The sequence below is a fragment of the Catenulispora pinisilvae genome (assembly GCF_015356865.1).
Classification (GTDB): domain Bacteria; phylum Actinomycetota; class Actinomycetes; order Streptomycetales; family Catenulisporaceae; genus Catenulispora; species Catenulispora pinisilvae.
The window spans coordinates 1-12,801 of the sequence record NZ_JAAFZA010000276.1 but is presented as its reverse complement, the minus strand read 5'-3'; the positions used below and the strand labels follow the sequence as shown (position 1 = coordinate 12,801).

The window sequence follows — 12,801 nt, the reverse complement described above, 5'->3', positions numbered from 1 at the left end:
GTCTGGGAGTCCGGCGAGCCCTCGGAGGAGGAGACCGATCCGGGCCGTGACGAGCTGTGCCCGGTCCCGCTGGACGAGCTGCGTCCAGTGCTGGACGGCCAGGCCTGGCTGCGTGACCGGCGCGACGTCGGTGTGGTCACGGTCCGGCGCCCCTTGACTTCGTCGTTTGGATCTTCACTCGTTGACGGAGCCTAGCGGGCGCCGGTGCGGGCGCAGCCGACATGACCAAGATTTTGAGTGGGGCTGACGAGACTCGAACTCGCACTGCCAGGTACCTAAAACCTGTCCCTCTACCATTGGGGTACAGCCCCGCCCCAGGCTATCGTGACCGGTCCGGGCCGTCCAAGGAGCCCGGCGGCCGCCGGTTCCCGCGGTCTCGGCGTGTGCTACCCGTCCAAGCCCAGATCCCGCCGCAGCTTCGCGACGTGCCCGGTGGCCTTCACGTTGTACTGCGCGACGTCGACCTTCGCGACGCCCTTCTTGTCCACGTCGAGGACGAACGTGGAGCGGAGCACGCCGACCATCGTCTTGCCGTACAGCTTCTTCTCGCCGTACGCGCCGTACTCCTGAAGCACGTCCTTGTCCGGGTCGGACAGCAGCGGGAACGTCAGCGCGTCGCGCTCGCGGAACTTGGCCAGCTTCTCCGGCTTGTCCGGGGACAGGCCGAGGATCGCGTAGCCCTCCTTTTGGAAGGAGGCGATGTTGTCGCGGAAGTCGCACGCCTGCTTCGTGCAGCCCGGGGTCATCGCGGCCGGGTAGACGTAGAGGATCACCTTGCGGCCGGCGTAGTCGGCCAGGCTCACGGCGTCGCCGTGGTCGTCGGTGAGGGTGAAGGCGGGGGCGGTGTCTCCGGGGTTGAGTTTCACGGCACCAGGCTAACCGCCCGCGCGGTCAGCCACCTGGCGGAAGCCGGGCGTCGCCGGCTCGCCCCTTACCCGGGCGGACGCCCGAGGGCCGGTGCGATAACGTCACAAGCGTGAGTTCAGGAGAAAAGCTTCCGATCCGGATGCTGCACGACCGCGTGCTGGTGCGCGAGGACCCGGAAACCGGGGACCGGCGCTCGTCCGGGGGCATCCTCATCCCCGCGACCGCCCGGGTGGGCAGCCGGCTGGCGTGGGCCGAGGTCGTGGCGATCGGGGCGAACGTGCGCACCGTCCAGGTCGGCGACCGGGTGCTCTACGATCCGGCCGACCGCGGCGAGGTCGAGGTGCGCGGCACCGACTACGTCCTACTCCGGGAGCGCGATGTGCACGCCGTGGCCGCCGAACGGCTGGCCGAGGGCGAGGGCGAGACCGGTCTGTACCTCTGAGGCGTCGCTGTCGCACCCCTGATTCATCGCCGGCTCGGTCTCTGTCTGGCTGACGTTCATCTCCGGCCCGCCGAACACAGCACCCGGCGATCGCCCGTCGCCGACTGGTTACCCGTAGACCACCGGCTTCCCCTAAGGTCGTGGGCATGGCCGGCATTCAGCAAGGGGGTACCGATCAGGCGACCTCGACGCGCCCCCCGAAGGCCGGGAGCCCGTCCCCGGCGCCGAACGGCACCGCGGCCAGGAGCGACGGCGCGAATCCGGCCGCCGACGATCCGCCGTCGCTGTCCGCCATGCCCGCGGGCGGCTGGTTCACCTTCGCCTTCTGGCTCGCCGCCGGCGCCATCACCGCCTACGCCCTGGTCCACCTGGTCTCGGGCCTGGGCAGCCTGCTGTCGATCCTGATGCTGGCGGTGTTCTTCGCGACCGCGCTGGATCCGATGGTCACCGGGCTGGTGCACCGCGGCCTGCGCCGGGGCTTCGCCGTGGCGGTCGTCGCGCTGGGCGTGCTGGCGCTGTTCGCCGGATTCGTGGCGGTGATCTTCCCGCCGATCGACCGGGAGGTCAACTCCCTGATCAACGCGATCCCCGGCTACCTGAACGACCTGCGCAACAAGTCGACCTACCTGGGCAAGCTGGAGAACAAGTACCACATCATCGAGAAGGTCAAGTCCTGGATCAGCGCCAACAAGGCCGGGACCCTGGACCTCAACGGCATCCTGGGCGCCGGCAAGGCGGTGTTCTCGCTGGTCACCGGGACCCTGGCCGGGATCGCGCTGACCTTCTACTTCGTGGCGAACCTGCCCGGCATCAAGAACTTCGGCTACCACCTGGTGCCGGTCCGGCGCCGCCCGCGGGTCTCCGAGCTCACCGACCGGATCCTGGCCCAGGTCGGCCGGTACGTCATCGGGCAGATGATCATCGCCTCCATCGCCGGCTTCTTCACCTGGGTCTGGGCGATGGCGTGGTCGATCCCCTACCCGGCCGCGCTGGGCATGGTGGTCGCGCTGTTCGGGCTGGTGCCGGTGGTCGGCTCCTCGATCGGCGGCGCGGTGGTGACGCTGGTGGCGCTGACCGTCTCGCTGAAGGTGGCCATCTTCACCCTGGCCTACTACGTCGCGGCCCGTCTGGCCGAGGACTACCTGATCGCCCCGCGGGTGAACCGGCGCACCGTGGACGTGCACCCCATGGTGACGATTCTCGCGGTCCTGGTCGGTGCCGCGCTGTTCGGGATCGTCGGAGCGCTGGTCGCGATCCCCGCGGCGGTCGCCATCCGGCTCATCGCCACCGAGGTGCTGCTGCCGCGCATCGACGAGATGTGATACCCAGCCCTCGGATACGGCATGATCTCCCCTATCGGGTGAGACCCGAGACGCGCATCGCGCGGCGCGTTCCGGGAATGGGGTGGGACTACTACTGTGGGCGTTCTGATGGATACCAGCGATGACCGGTAGGGCCGATCTGGTCGTGCTCGGCGCGGGCCCCGCGGGCCTGGCCGCCGCGTGGCGCGCCGCGCGCCGCGGCCTGTCCGTGGACGTGTTGGAGCGCGCTGAGACAGTGGGCGGGATGGCGGCGTCGTTCGATGTCGCCGGGTTCCGCGTGGACTTCGGCAGCCACCGGCTGAACCCGGACCTGCCCGAGCACATCCTCGCCGATCTCAGAGCCCTGATGGGCTCGGATCTCCAGACCCGCTACCGCAACGGCCGGCTGCTGATCGGCGATCGCTGGGTGACCTACCCGTTCAAACCGCGCGAGCTGGCCAAGTCGATGCCGGCGGTGCCGATGGCCCGCGCCGCCTTCGACGCGCTGGCCACCACCTGGCGCGGCAAGAAGCAGACCGCGGCCGCCGAGTCGTACGCGGAGCTGATGCGGGCCGGCTTCGGGCCGACGATGTACAAGCAGGTCTACGAGCCCTACGCCGCCAAGCTGTGGGGCGTCTCCGGCGAGGAGCTCGACATCGACCAGGCCCGGCGCAAGGCGGGCTCGCAGACCATGCTGAGCGCTCTGGTGCGCAGCGTCCGCAACTCGATCGCCGGGGAGTCGCTGGCCTACCTGTACCCGCGCCGCGGTTTCGGCCAGCTCTGCGAATCCCTGGCCGACGCGGCGATGGAGGCCGGCGCGCGGATCCGCCTCGGGGCCGCCGCCGAGCGCCTGACCGTGGACGCCGACGGGGTCGGCGTGACGCTGGCCCGCTCGGAGTTCCACGGCTCGGCGGCCGAACGCGGCGGCTGGTCCGGCGAGCAGCACTGGGCCGAGGGCGGCTCGGACATCCGGGCCGGCCACGTCTTCTCGACCATCCCGGTCCCGTTGCTGGCCCGCCTGACCTCGCCGGGGGCGCCGTACGAGGCGGTGGAGGCCAGCGGCAAGCTCCAGTTCCGCGCGATCCTGCTGGTCTACGCGGTCCACGCCGGCGGTCGCTGGACCGGCTGCGACGTGCACTACATCCCGGACGGCGACACCCCGGTGACCCGGATCTCCGAGCCGCCGAACCACCGGTTCTCCCCGGACGATCCGACCGAGCGGACCGTGCTGTGCTTCGAGATCCCCTGTGCCATAGGGGACGATCTGTGGGCCGCGGAGGAGGACCAGCTCGCGAGCCTGGTCCAGGAAACCGTGCGCCGCCTCGGCCTGCCCCCGCTGAACCTGGAGTGGGTGCAGGTCAAGCGGATGCGCCAGGTGTACCCGATCTACCACAAGGGCTATCGCGAGGCGCTGGCCGACCTGGAGGGCTGGGTCGAGTCGCTGCCGCACGTGACCACCTTCGGCCGGCTCGGCCTGTTCACGCCGGACAACACGCACCACGCGCTGATGATGGGCTACGAAGCCGCCGACGCGCTGGGCGCCGGCCAGTGGGATCAGCGGATGTGGGCGCAGGCCCGGGACCGGTTCACGCAGCACGTCGTCGAGAGCTGATTCAGTACGTGTGAGGCGGATCACGTCGTATCCGTGTCACAACGCGGTGTGAGGCATCACAGGCTTCTCGCCTCGGCATACTGTCGGCGGCCTCCTCTAGCCTGGACTCCAATCTGAGAATGAGTCCGAGCCTGAGGGGGCTGACGAGGCATGGCTGATCATGAGGAAACGGGCGTGGCGCGCCCGCGCTGCCGCTGCTGATCACCGGCATCGGCATGGGGCTGGTGGTGGCCCCGATCTTCGACCTGATCCTCACCGACGTGCCGACCCGCGACGCGGGTTCGGCCTCCGGCCTGCTGAACACCAGCCAGCAGCTCGGCCAGGCCTTCGGTATAGCGCTGACCGCGCTGGTCTTCTTCAACATGATGGGGACCAACGCCACGAAGGCGGTCGACGACATGTTGCCGGCGATCACCCACCAGCTGGTGGCCGCCGGAGTGCCGGCGCCGCAGGCCGACCAGGTCTACGCCTCGTTCAAGCAGTGCGCGGTGGACCGGGCCAAGGAGAAGGACCCGAGCGGCCTGCCGGCGTCCTGCCCGAACCCGGCACACCCGGACCCGCACCAGTCGCCGGCGGTGGGACAGATTCTGGCGAGCCAGGGCGTCAAGGCCGGCCAGCAGACCATGATCAACGGCTACGAGAGGACCTTGTGGTTCGTCGCCGGTGGACAGTTCCTTGTCTTCCTGCTGATGTTCTTCCTGCCGAAGAACGTGCGCGCCAAGGACCCGAACGGCACCTCAGGGGACGTTGAGGGTGCCGGGAGCGGGGCCGGCGAACCTGTGTTCGCCCACTGACAATCCCCAGCTCAAGAGCTTACTGCTGCCCCCGCGGGCGTCCGGATTTCGTCGGATGTTCACCGGGGGTTCGCCTTGGTCCACCAGACTCCAGACCATGGCGCGACAGTTCCGCCCGGAGCGGGTGGAGTACGACGTTCTCACCGCGCATCCCGATCCCGCCGAGGCCGCCGTCGGCGGGACTCTATGGGCCACCGCCGCGGTGGACGCCGTCGATCCCGCTCCGCTGAACGGTCTGGAGGCCCTGAAGGACTACGTGCTGGCGATGGTCCCGCGGCTGCGGGACTTCGCCGAGCATGTGATCGCGCCGAGCGGCGAGGCGCACTCCCCGGCGCTGCGCTACGGCGCGTACCACAGCGTGCGCGCGATGATCCGGGACAAGTCCGGCCTGGCGCTGGCCGAGGTGCACGCCGACGGCCGCGCGCTGCTGCCCGGGGAACTGGACGCCGAACTGCGCGGCCGGATCACCGGCCTGGTCAACGTCGGCCTGCCGATGGTCACCCGCGCGGTGGATCAGGGTGCTTACGAGAACGCGCTGGAATCGCTGATGAAGGCGCGCGGCGTGCTGAACGCGATGTTGCAGGCGGTACTGAACATGGCCGTGTCCGGCCCGGAGCCGCTGTCCCGGGAACAGTTGGCGGCCGCGCTGCGGGTCCAGCCCGCCGATCTGGACGGCTGGTACGCCGGCCGCACCCCGTAGGGCCGCACCCGAACACAACTGCTACATCCTGTCGTAGGCTGTCTTCCGGTCCGCGCGTCGTCTAGGGGGCAACGGCGGGCGAGCCGGTTGTCAAGCCCCAGCGCTGCCGCTTTGCCCTGCGTTCACCGTTTGTTTGCTCGCACCGCCGGACGCCCCGCGTATCCTCCGGCGCATCGCATTTCTTTTCCGGAGGGGAACCGATTTGTCCGGCCTCAACTATCTCGAAGCCTGCACCATCGGGCTGGTCCAAGGCGTCACCGAACTGTTCCCCATCTCCAGCCTCGGCCACTCGATCCTGCTGCCGGCCTTCATCGGCGGCCATTGGAAGAGCGATCTGGACATGACCGCCAAGGACTCGCCGTACCTGGCGTTCCTGGTGCTGGCGCACGTCGGCACCGCGCTGGCGCTGGTGGCGTTCTTCTGGCGGGACTGGGTGCGCATCATCGGGGCCCTGTTCAGCTCGATCCGGCACCGCAGCGTGGAGGGCCCGGACGAGCGGCTGGCCTGGCTGCTGGTGGTCGGCACCATCCCGGTCGGCCTGGTGGGCATCGTGCTGGACAAGGCGCTGCGGACCCACCTGGGCAAACCGGTGCCGGCCGCGGTCTTCCTGCTCGTCAACGGCTTCGTCATCTTCCTGGCCGACTACATGCTCAAGAGCTCCTCCAAGGGCCGGCACGCCGACGACGGCAACGTCCCGCCGGGTCGCGGCGAGCCCCCGGAGATCGCCGCCGACCGCCGACTGGCCCGGCTGGGCTGGAAGTCCGCGGCCGGCATCGGCGGCGCGCAGGCCTTCGCCCTGCTGCCGGGCATCAGCCGCTCCGGCATCACGATGGTCGCGGGCCTGGCCCGCGGGCTGAAGACCGAGGACGCCGCCCGCTTCGCGTTCCTGCTCGCCACCCCGGTGATCCTGGCCGCCGGTGTGTACAAGGCCCCTGAGCTGGCCAAACCGGTGAACCACTCGATCCTCGGGCCGGCCATCGCCGGGGCCGTGCTGGCCGCGGTCGGCGCCTACATATCGGTGCGGTTCCTGACCAGGTACTTCGAGAACCGCGACCTGAAGCCGTTCGGCATCTACTGCGTCCTGGCCGGGGCGTTCTCGCTGGTCTGGTTCTCGATCCACCACTGAGCCCCGCAGCGCCCCGCCGAAGCACTCCGGGCCGCCGCCCGCCTGAGCGGGACGGCGGCCCGAAGGCTTTCCGCGCAGAGCCGGTCAGCGGTATTCGGTCAGCCGCGGCCGCAGCCCCAGCACGGTGAGCCCGATCAGCAGCGCCGCGAGGAGGTAGGGCAGCCAGGTCCAGACCCCCATCCGGTTCTTCGCGGCCGGCATCGCGGTCTGGAAGTGCGACTCGTTGATGGCGGTGACGGCCCCGAGCGCCGTGCTGTAGGCGTTGAACGTCTGGTCTGAGGAACCCGGGGTGTCCGCGTTGGTGTCGAAGTCGATCGCCTGCCTCAGGCCCGCCGACGAGTTCAGCGGCATTGCGCGGAGCTGTGCGTCGTCCTGGATGTAGGTGTCGTAGGCGTTGAACGCGGCCAGGGCCGCCTCGGCCTCGCCCGGGAAGGTGATGTTGTGGAATTCCTCGCCGAAGCTGCTGTTGGCGTCCAACGCGGTCTGGTCGAGGTTGTCCGGGGTCCGCGCGGCGGCCTCGTCCTTCAGCGCGGCGGCGTAGGTCGTGAGGCCGGCCGCGTCCGGTTGGCCGGCCACGGCCTGCTCGCCGGCCAGGAACGAGATCGTGAACTGGTCGGCCTGGCTGGGCTCCTTGTGCACGAGCAGCCAGCGGCTCTCGTCGGAGTTGATCCCGGCGCTGAGCGCGTTGGCCTCGCCGAGGGCCAGCACCGAATCGAAGGCGTTGGCCTTGGCGGTGTGGAAGTCCTGGGAGGTGTTGAGCGTGCCGGCCGTGCCGCCGAGCATGACGATCAGGGCGACCACGGTCGCGCCGATCAGCGCCGGGCTCAGCACCCGGTGGAAGCGCCGGACGAGGAACACCTGGATCGCCACCAGGGCGGCGACCAGGAGTGCGCCGAAGATCAGGAATTCGGCGACGAGGGTGCTCAGCGAACTGGTGACCGAGCTCGCGGAGGTGTTGATGGCCTCCTTGCTGGTCTGCTCCAAGGACTTGGCGGCCGCCATCAGCCCGCTCTCGCCGTCGGCGCCGAACAGGATGCCGTTGTCGCGCGTGTAGTCGGCCAGGATCGAATCCGGGGCCTGGCCGGCGGCGTCGCCGCCGATCCGCTCGTCGTCGGCCAGCGTGCGGGTGGCCTGCTCCTGGTACTGACCGAAGGTGTCGGTCACGTCGTGCAGCTGGTTGAAGGCGCTGGTGTTCCCGGCCAGGGCGACGGTCGCGGACTCCAGGTCCGCGTTGGCGTCCTGCCGGTCCTGGTCGTACAGCGCCTCGCTCTTGGCGCGCGGCACGTGCACGCCCGGGTCGCCGTTCACCAGTAGTGCGTTGACCAGCTGCGCGTCCATGTCCTGGAGCTTGAACAGGAAGTCGTTGGTGGCCTGCACGCTGGGGGCGTCCGTGCTCCCCACCGAGCTGATCTTGGACCGCGCCCCCGACGCGGAGTTCGTCAGCACGACCGCGGCGAGGACCGCGACCACCCCGAGGACGGCGGCAGCCGCCCGCAGGATGTTCGGCGTGGTCCGGCGAGGTGCGTGCGGAACGTAGGTGAGATGATCGCTGGAATTGGTTCCGTTTGCGGCCGCCCGGTGCGATGTACTGCGGTTGGGCGCCTGAGTAAGAGTCCCCGACACGATCTGAACATAGGACTGGATGGTGTGTGTGAGGACCCTGTGACCACTGTTGCAAACGGAATGCAAACACTTCGGGGGCGGACGGCGTTTGCCCGGGTGGGCTCGGTCTTGGATGATCGTGCGGTTGTGCTGGCTCAGTAGTAGAAGATGAGAGGTCGCGGGGTGTCACCTCAGCAGGACGGTTCGGCGCACGTCAAGGAGCGCGAGATCGCGGTCGAGCAACAGGCCGTGGACGCCGCGTACGCCCGGCTGGCCCAGATGCGCGAACAGGCCGCGCACCGGGTGCGCGAGAGCTACAAGCTGGCGCAGGGCGGTACCTACTCGGCGCTGGTCGACCGGGACGTCCAGGTGATGGAGGCGGCCATCTGGGAGCGGTCCCTGGAGAACGCCTACAACGAGCTGGTCTTCGGCCGCCTGGACCTCAAGCCCGACCTGCCCGGCGGTGAGCTGGAGACCTACCGCATCGGCCGGCTCGGGGTGCGCACCGAGGAGCTGGAGCCGCTGGTCGTGGACTGGCGCGCGCCGGCCGCCGCGGCCTTCTACCAGGCCGCGCCGGAGGACCCCAGGGGCGTGGTGCGCCGCCGGGTGCTGCACTGCCGCGGCGACCAGGTCCTGGACATCGAGGACGACCTGCTGGACCCGGACGCCGCCCCCGACGGCCTGCCGGTGGTCGGCGACGGCGCGTTCATCGCGGCGCTGGCCCGCACCCGCACCGGCCACATGCGGGACATCGTCGCGACCATCCAGCGCGAGCAGGACGTGGTGATCCGCTCGCCCGCCGATGTCAGCGTGGTCGTCACCGGCGGCCCGGGCACCGGCAAGACCGCGGTGGCGCTGCACCGGGTGGCCTGGCTGATGTTCCAGCACCGCCGCCGGTTCGGCTCGCGCGGAGTGCTGGTGGTCGGGCCGAACCGGCGCTTCACCGAGTACATCGAGCGGGTGCTGCCCTCCCTCGGCGAGGGCGGCGCGGCGCTGCGCTCGCTGGGCGACGTGGTGAACGGCCTGGCGGCCACCCGGCACGAGGACGCCGCGCGGGCCAAGCTGAAGGGCTCGCCGCGGATGGTGCGGATCCTGCGCAAGGCGGCGAACGACGCGCCGTGGGGCGCCCCGAAGGACGTGCGGCTGGTCTACCAGGGCACGTTCTTCACCCTGGACGCCCCGCAGCTGGCCGGGCTGCGCGAGCGGATGCTGCGCGGCGGCAGCCGGCGGCCGAACGCGGTGCGGGCCGACGTCATCCGTTCCCTGCAGGACGCGGCCTGGACCGCCTACCAGGACGCCAAGCGCGCCGCCGGCGACGCCTCGCCCTACGACGAGTACCCGGACCAGGTCGAGGACGACCGCCGCACCTTCCTGTCCGAGCTGCGCTCGCAGCGCCAGTTCGGAGACTTCGTGACCGCCTGGTGGCCGCAGCGCACCCCGCTGGAGGTGCTGCGCTCGCTCGGCGACCCGGCGTACCTGGCCGAGGTCTCGCGCGGGGTGCTCAGCGCCGCCGACACCACCCTGTTGGCCGAATCCTGGCGCGCGGTGGGGGAGGAGGGCGCCGGCCTGTCCTACTCCGACGTGGCGCTGCTGGACGAACTGGACTCGCTGCTCGGCGAGGGGCCCCGGACCGCCCGCGCGGCCGCGGCGGCGAACCCCTACGTGGTCGACGGCGTGAACCTGCTGACCGGCGAGGAGACCGACGACGGCTCGGATCCGGAGGCCGGCGGTTTCCGCGAGCTGTCGACGTTCGGCGAACGCGCGGCGCAGCGTGGCGGCTACGAAGAGGAGCCCGACCCCGAGGAATTCGGGCACATCGTGGTCGACGAGGCCCAGGACCTGTCGCCGATGCAGTGGCGGATGCTGGCCCGGCGCGGCCGGCACGCGACCTGGACCGTGGTCGCCGACGCGGCGCAGAGCTCGTGGGAGGACCTGGAGGAGGCACGGCGCTCGATGGACCTGGCGCTGGGCACCTCGCGGGAACGCCGGCAGTACGAGCTGACCACCAACTACCGGAACCCGGTCGAGATCGCCGACTACGCCGCGACGCTGCTGCACCGGTTCCTGCCGGACGCGCCGCTGCCGCGGGCCGTCCGTTCGACCGGACGGCCGCCGGAATTCGTGGTCGCCGACGAGGCCGACCTGGCCGCCGCGGCCGGGGCCGCCGCCCGCCGGTTGGCCGCCGAGGTGGAGGGCACAGTCGGAGTGATCGTCCCGATGACCAGGCTGGGGAGGTTCGCCGTGACCGACGTGCCGGACCGGGTGCAGGTCCTGGGCTCGCTGGAGTCGAAGGGGCTGGAGTTCGACGCCGTGGTGCTGGTCGACCCGGACCTGATCGCCGCGGAGTCGCCGATGGGCCCGCGCACGCACTATGTGACCGCCACTCGCGCTACTCAGTTGCTGGTCACAGTTTCCCCCACCCGTCTCCCACCGCCGCCCGTTGAGGAGACGCTACGCGTCGCAGATTTGATTATGGGTGGAACCGCGGCCGGGGGGTCGAACGTCATCGAAGTGGGTGGAAGCGGGGACTGAGGGACGGAGTACCAACCATGAGCGACGACACGTCGGACATATCCGAGGGCGACACATCAGGCATAGCCGGGGGCGAGGCCTCCGGCACCGCCTGGATTCCGAGGCACGCTCAGGGCCGGTCGCCGGCCGGGACCGACGGAAGCAAGACGCGACGGCGGGTCAAGCGGACGCTGATGGTGATCTCCGGGATGCTGGTGCTGGTCGTCGGCGGCACCGTGGCCTACGCCGGGTACTGGTACTACCGCATCGACCACAACATCAAGGGCGCGCCGCTGCATGGTGCGGCGCCGGACCAGCTGGCCAGCGCCGGTATCGTCCAGCCGACCCCGGACCCCTACGGCGACGTCCCGATCAACATCCTGCTCATCGGCACCGACGCCCGGCTGCCCGGCCAGGATGCCAGCCTCGGCGGCTACACCGACCCCTCGGGCCGCTCCGACGTGGAGATGCTGGTCCACGTCTCGGCCGACCGCAGCAACGCGACCGTCGTCTCCCTGCCCCGCGACACCATGGTCCCGATCCCGGCGTGTGTGGACGCCAAGGGCAACAACTATCCGGCGCAGAGCGTCGCCATGATCAACTCGGCCCTGGCCGCCGGCCCGGGCTGCCAGGTGGACACCGTCGAGGAGTTCACCCACGTCAAGATCGACCACTTCATGATGGTCGACTTCTCCGGCGTGGTGGCCCTGACCGACGCGGTCGGCGGCGTCCCGGTCTGCGTCACCAAGGCGGTCAACGACCCCGACTCGCACCTGAACCTCCCGGCGGGCACCTCGGTCATCCAGGGCGACACGGCGCTGGAGTTCCTGCGCACCCGCGAGGGCTTCAGCGACGGCTCGGACCTCTACCGCACCCAGGCCCAGCACCAGTACCTGTCGGCCCTGATCCGCAAGATGAAGTCCCAGGCGACGTTCGACAACCCGCTCCAGGCCACGCACCTGATGGACATCGCCTCCAAGTCGCTGACCGTCGACGACGGCATAGCCAGCGTCAGCAAGCTCCTGGACCTGGCCAACACCCTCAAGAAGGTGCCGACCCAGAACATCACCTTCCTGACCATGCCGACCGTCGCCTACCAGCCGGACCCCAACCGCGTGGCCCCGGACACCGCCCTGGACAACCAGATCTTCTCGCTGATCGCCCACGACCAGTCGGTCACCGGCCCCACCACCACGAGCTCCGCCAGCGGCGCGACCCCCACCACCCCGTCGCCCACGCCGTCGGCGACCTCCAGCACCCTGAGCCCCGGCGCGGTCCAGGACCCGATCGTGGTCGAGAACGGCACCAGCAACGACGGCCGCTCCCGCCAACTCGCCGCGACCCTGCAAGCCGACGGCTTCAAGAAGGCGACCGGCGTCAGCTACAGCGACGTGGCGACAACGCAGGTCTTCTACAGCACCCCGGAAGCCAAGGCAGGCGCCGAGTCGGTCGCCGCGGCACTCCAACTCCCGGCGACCGCGGTCCAGTCCGGCGGCGACGGCAGCGCCCCGATCGTGGTGCGCGTCGGTGCGGACTTCGCCAGCGGCGATGTGTTCAGCCCGGGGTCGAGCTCTACAGCGAGCGGGAGTGGCAGCGGCAGCGGGACGAGTTCGAGCTCGTCGCAGCCGAGCGCGCTGCCGTCCGCGGCGTTGTCCAGCGCGGCGGGCGAGAACGCCGCCGACACGAACCTGTGCGTCACGGCGGCGGGGTCGTAGCGGGTAGTGCGGTGGCCGGATTGGTTCACCGGGTTGGTGGTGTGGTCACCTGTTGGACGAGAGTCGGGTGCGGAGGTCGCCGGTCGTGTACGGGGTTTAAAGGCGTTGTTGAGAAATCGGCAGATTTCGGC

General features: G+C 70.3%; 11 protein-coding genes and 1 tRNA gene. 9 read left to right on the top strand and 3 right to left on the bottom strand.

All coding sequences use genetic code 11. The features are described 5' to 3' along the window. The coding region (locus IZR01_RS42540; RefSeq protein WP_194927142.1) for a hypothetical protein at nt 1-195 on the top strand (195 nt) is incomplete at its 5' end. A gap of 43 nt (nt 196-238) precedes the next feature. Here IZR01_RS42540 and IZR01_RS42535 read toward each other — a convergent pair. Together IZR01_RS42535 and bcp are read right to left on the bottom strand one after the other, a co-directional pair. Further along, a tRNA-Leu gene (locus tag IZR01_RS42535) sits at nt 239-311 on the bottom strand. A gap of 75 nt (nt 312-386) precedes the next feature. Continuing rightward, the gene (gene bcp / locus IZR01_RS42530; protein WP_194896174.1) at nt 387-866 is read right to left on the bottom strand and encodes a thioredoxin-dependent thiol peroxidase; all 480 of its coding nucleotides are present in this window, start codon (nt 864-866) and stop codon (nt 387-389) included. A gap of 140 nt (nt 867-1,006) precedes the next feature. On the opposite strand from bcp, the gene IZR01_RS42525 reads away from it, so the two are divergent. From IZR01_RS42525 to IZR01_RS42500, 6 genes are all read left to right on the top strand, one after another. Beyond that, on the top strand, nt 1,007-1,309 hold the full coding sequence (locus IZR01_RS42525; RefSeq protein WP_194896176.1) for a GroES family chaperonin: 303 nt from the start codon (nt 1,007-1,009) through the stop codon (nt 1,307-1,309). A 146-nt stretch (nt 1,310-1,455) separates the two neighbouring features. Beyond that, nucleotides 1,456-2,631 (top strand): AI-2E family transporter, encoded by a 1,176-nt coding sequence (locus IZR01_RS42520; RefSeq protein ID WP_194896173.1) that lies wholly within the window; start codon nt 1,456-1,458, stop codon nt 2,629-2,631. A gap of 121 nt (nt 2,632-2,752) precedes the next feature. Then, the gene (locus tag IZR01_RS42515; protein WP_194896172.1) at nt 2,753-4,222 is read left to right on the top strand and encodes a protoporphyrinogen/coproporphyrinogen oxidase; all 1,470 of its coding nucleotides are present in this window, start codon (nt 2,753-2,755) and stop codon (nt 4,220-4,222) included. A gap of 215 nt (nt 4,223-4,437) precedes the next feature. Then, on the top strand, nt 4,438-5,016 hold the full coding sequence (locus IZR01_RS42510; protein ID WP_194927141.1) for an MFS transporter: 579 nt from the start codon (nt 4,438-4,440) through the stop codon (nt 5,014-5,016). A 97-nt stretch (nt 5,017-5,113) separates the two neighbouring features. Further along, nucleotides 5,114-5,716, top strand: coding sequence for a hypothetical protein (locus tag IZR01_RS42505; protein ID WP_194927140.1), 603 nt, complete (start codon nt 5,114-5,116; stop codon nt 5,714-5,716). Nucleotides 5,717-5,918: 202 nt separating this feature from the next. Continuing rightward, complete coding sequence (locus IZR01_RS42500; protein WP_194896169.1) at nt 5,919-6,842, top strand: undecaprenyl-diphosphate phosphatase; 924 nt, start codon at nt 5,919-5,921, stop codon at nt 6,840-6,842. 84 nt (nt 6,843-6,926) lie between these two features. On the opposite strand, the gene IZR01_RS42495 is transcribed toward IZR01_RS42500, so the two are convergent. Further along, the gene (locus tag IZR01_RS42495; RefSeq protein WP_194896168.1) at nt 6,927-8,465 is read right to left on the bottom strand and encodes a GlnX family signal transduction membrane protein; all 1,539 of its coding nucleotides are present in this window, start codon (nt 8,463-8,465) and stop codon (nt 6,927-6,929) included. A gap of 162 nt (nt 8,466-8,627) precedes the next feature. On the opposite strand from IZR01_RS42495, the gene IZR01_RS42490 reads away from it, so the two are divergent. Beyond that, complete coding sequence (locus tag IZR01_RS42490) at nt 8,628-10,976, top strand: HelD family protein (protein WP_323746463.1); 2,349 nt, start codon at nt 8,628-8,630, stop codon at nt 10,974-10,976. 17 nt (nt 10,977-10,993) lie between these two features. Continuing rightward, the gene (locus IZR01_RS42485; RefSeq protein ID WP_194896166.1) at nt 10,994-12,670 is read left to right on the top strand and encodes an LCP family protein; all 1,677 of its coding nucleotides are present in this window, start codon (nt 10,994-10,996) and stop codon (nt 12,668-12,670) included. Nucleotides 12,671-12,801: the final 131 nt, after the last annotated feature.

Excerpts from the sequence above, each read along its gene's own strand:
- IZR01_RS42525 (WP_194896176.1), top strand. The coding sequence starts at position 1,007 with ATGCTGCACGACCGCGTGCTGGTGCGCGAGGACCCGGAAACCGGGGAC.
- IZR01_RS42520 (WP_194896173.1), top strand. The coding sequence starts at position 1,456 with ATGGCCGGCATTCAGCAAGGGGGTACCGATCAGGCGACCTCGACGCGC.
- IZR01_RS42515 (WP_194896172.1), top strand. The coding sequence starts at position 2,753 with ATGACCGGTAGGGCCGATCTGGTCGTGCTCGGCGCGGGCCCCGCGGGC.
- IZR01_RS42510 (WP_194927141.1), top strand. The coding sequence starts at position 4,438 with ATGGGGCTGGTGGTGGCCCCGATCTTCGACCTGATCCTCACCGACGTG.
- IZR01_RS42505 (WP_194927140.1), top strand. The coding sequence starts at position 5,114 with ATGGCGCGACAGTTCCGCCCGGAGCGGGTGGAGTACGACGTTCTCACC.
- IZR01_RS42485 (WP_194896166.1), top strand. The coding sequence starts at position 10,994 with ATGAGCGACGACACGTCGGACATATCCGAGGGCGACACATCAGGCATA.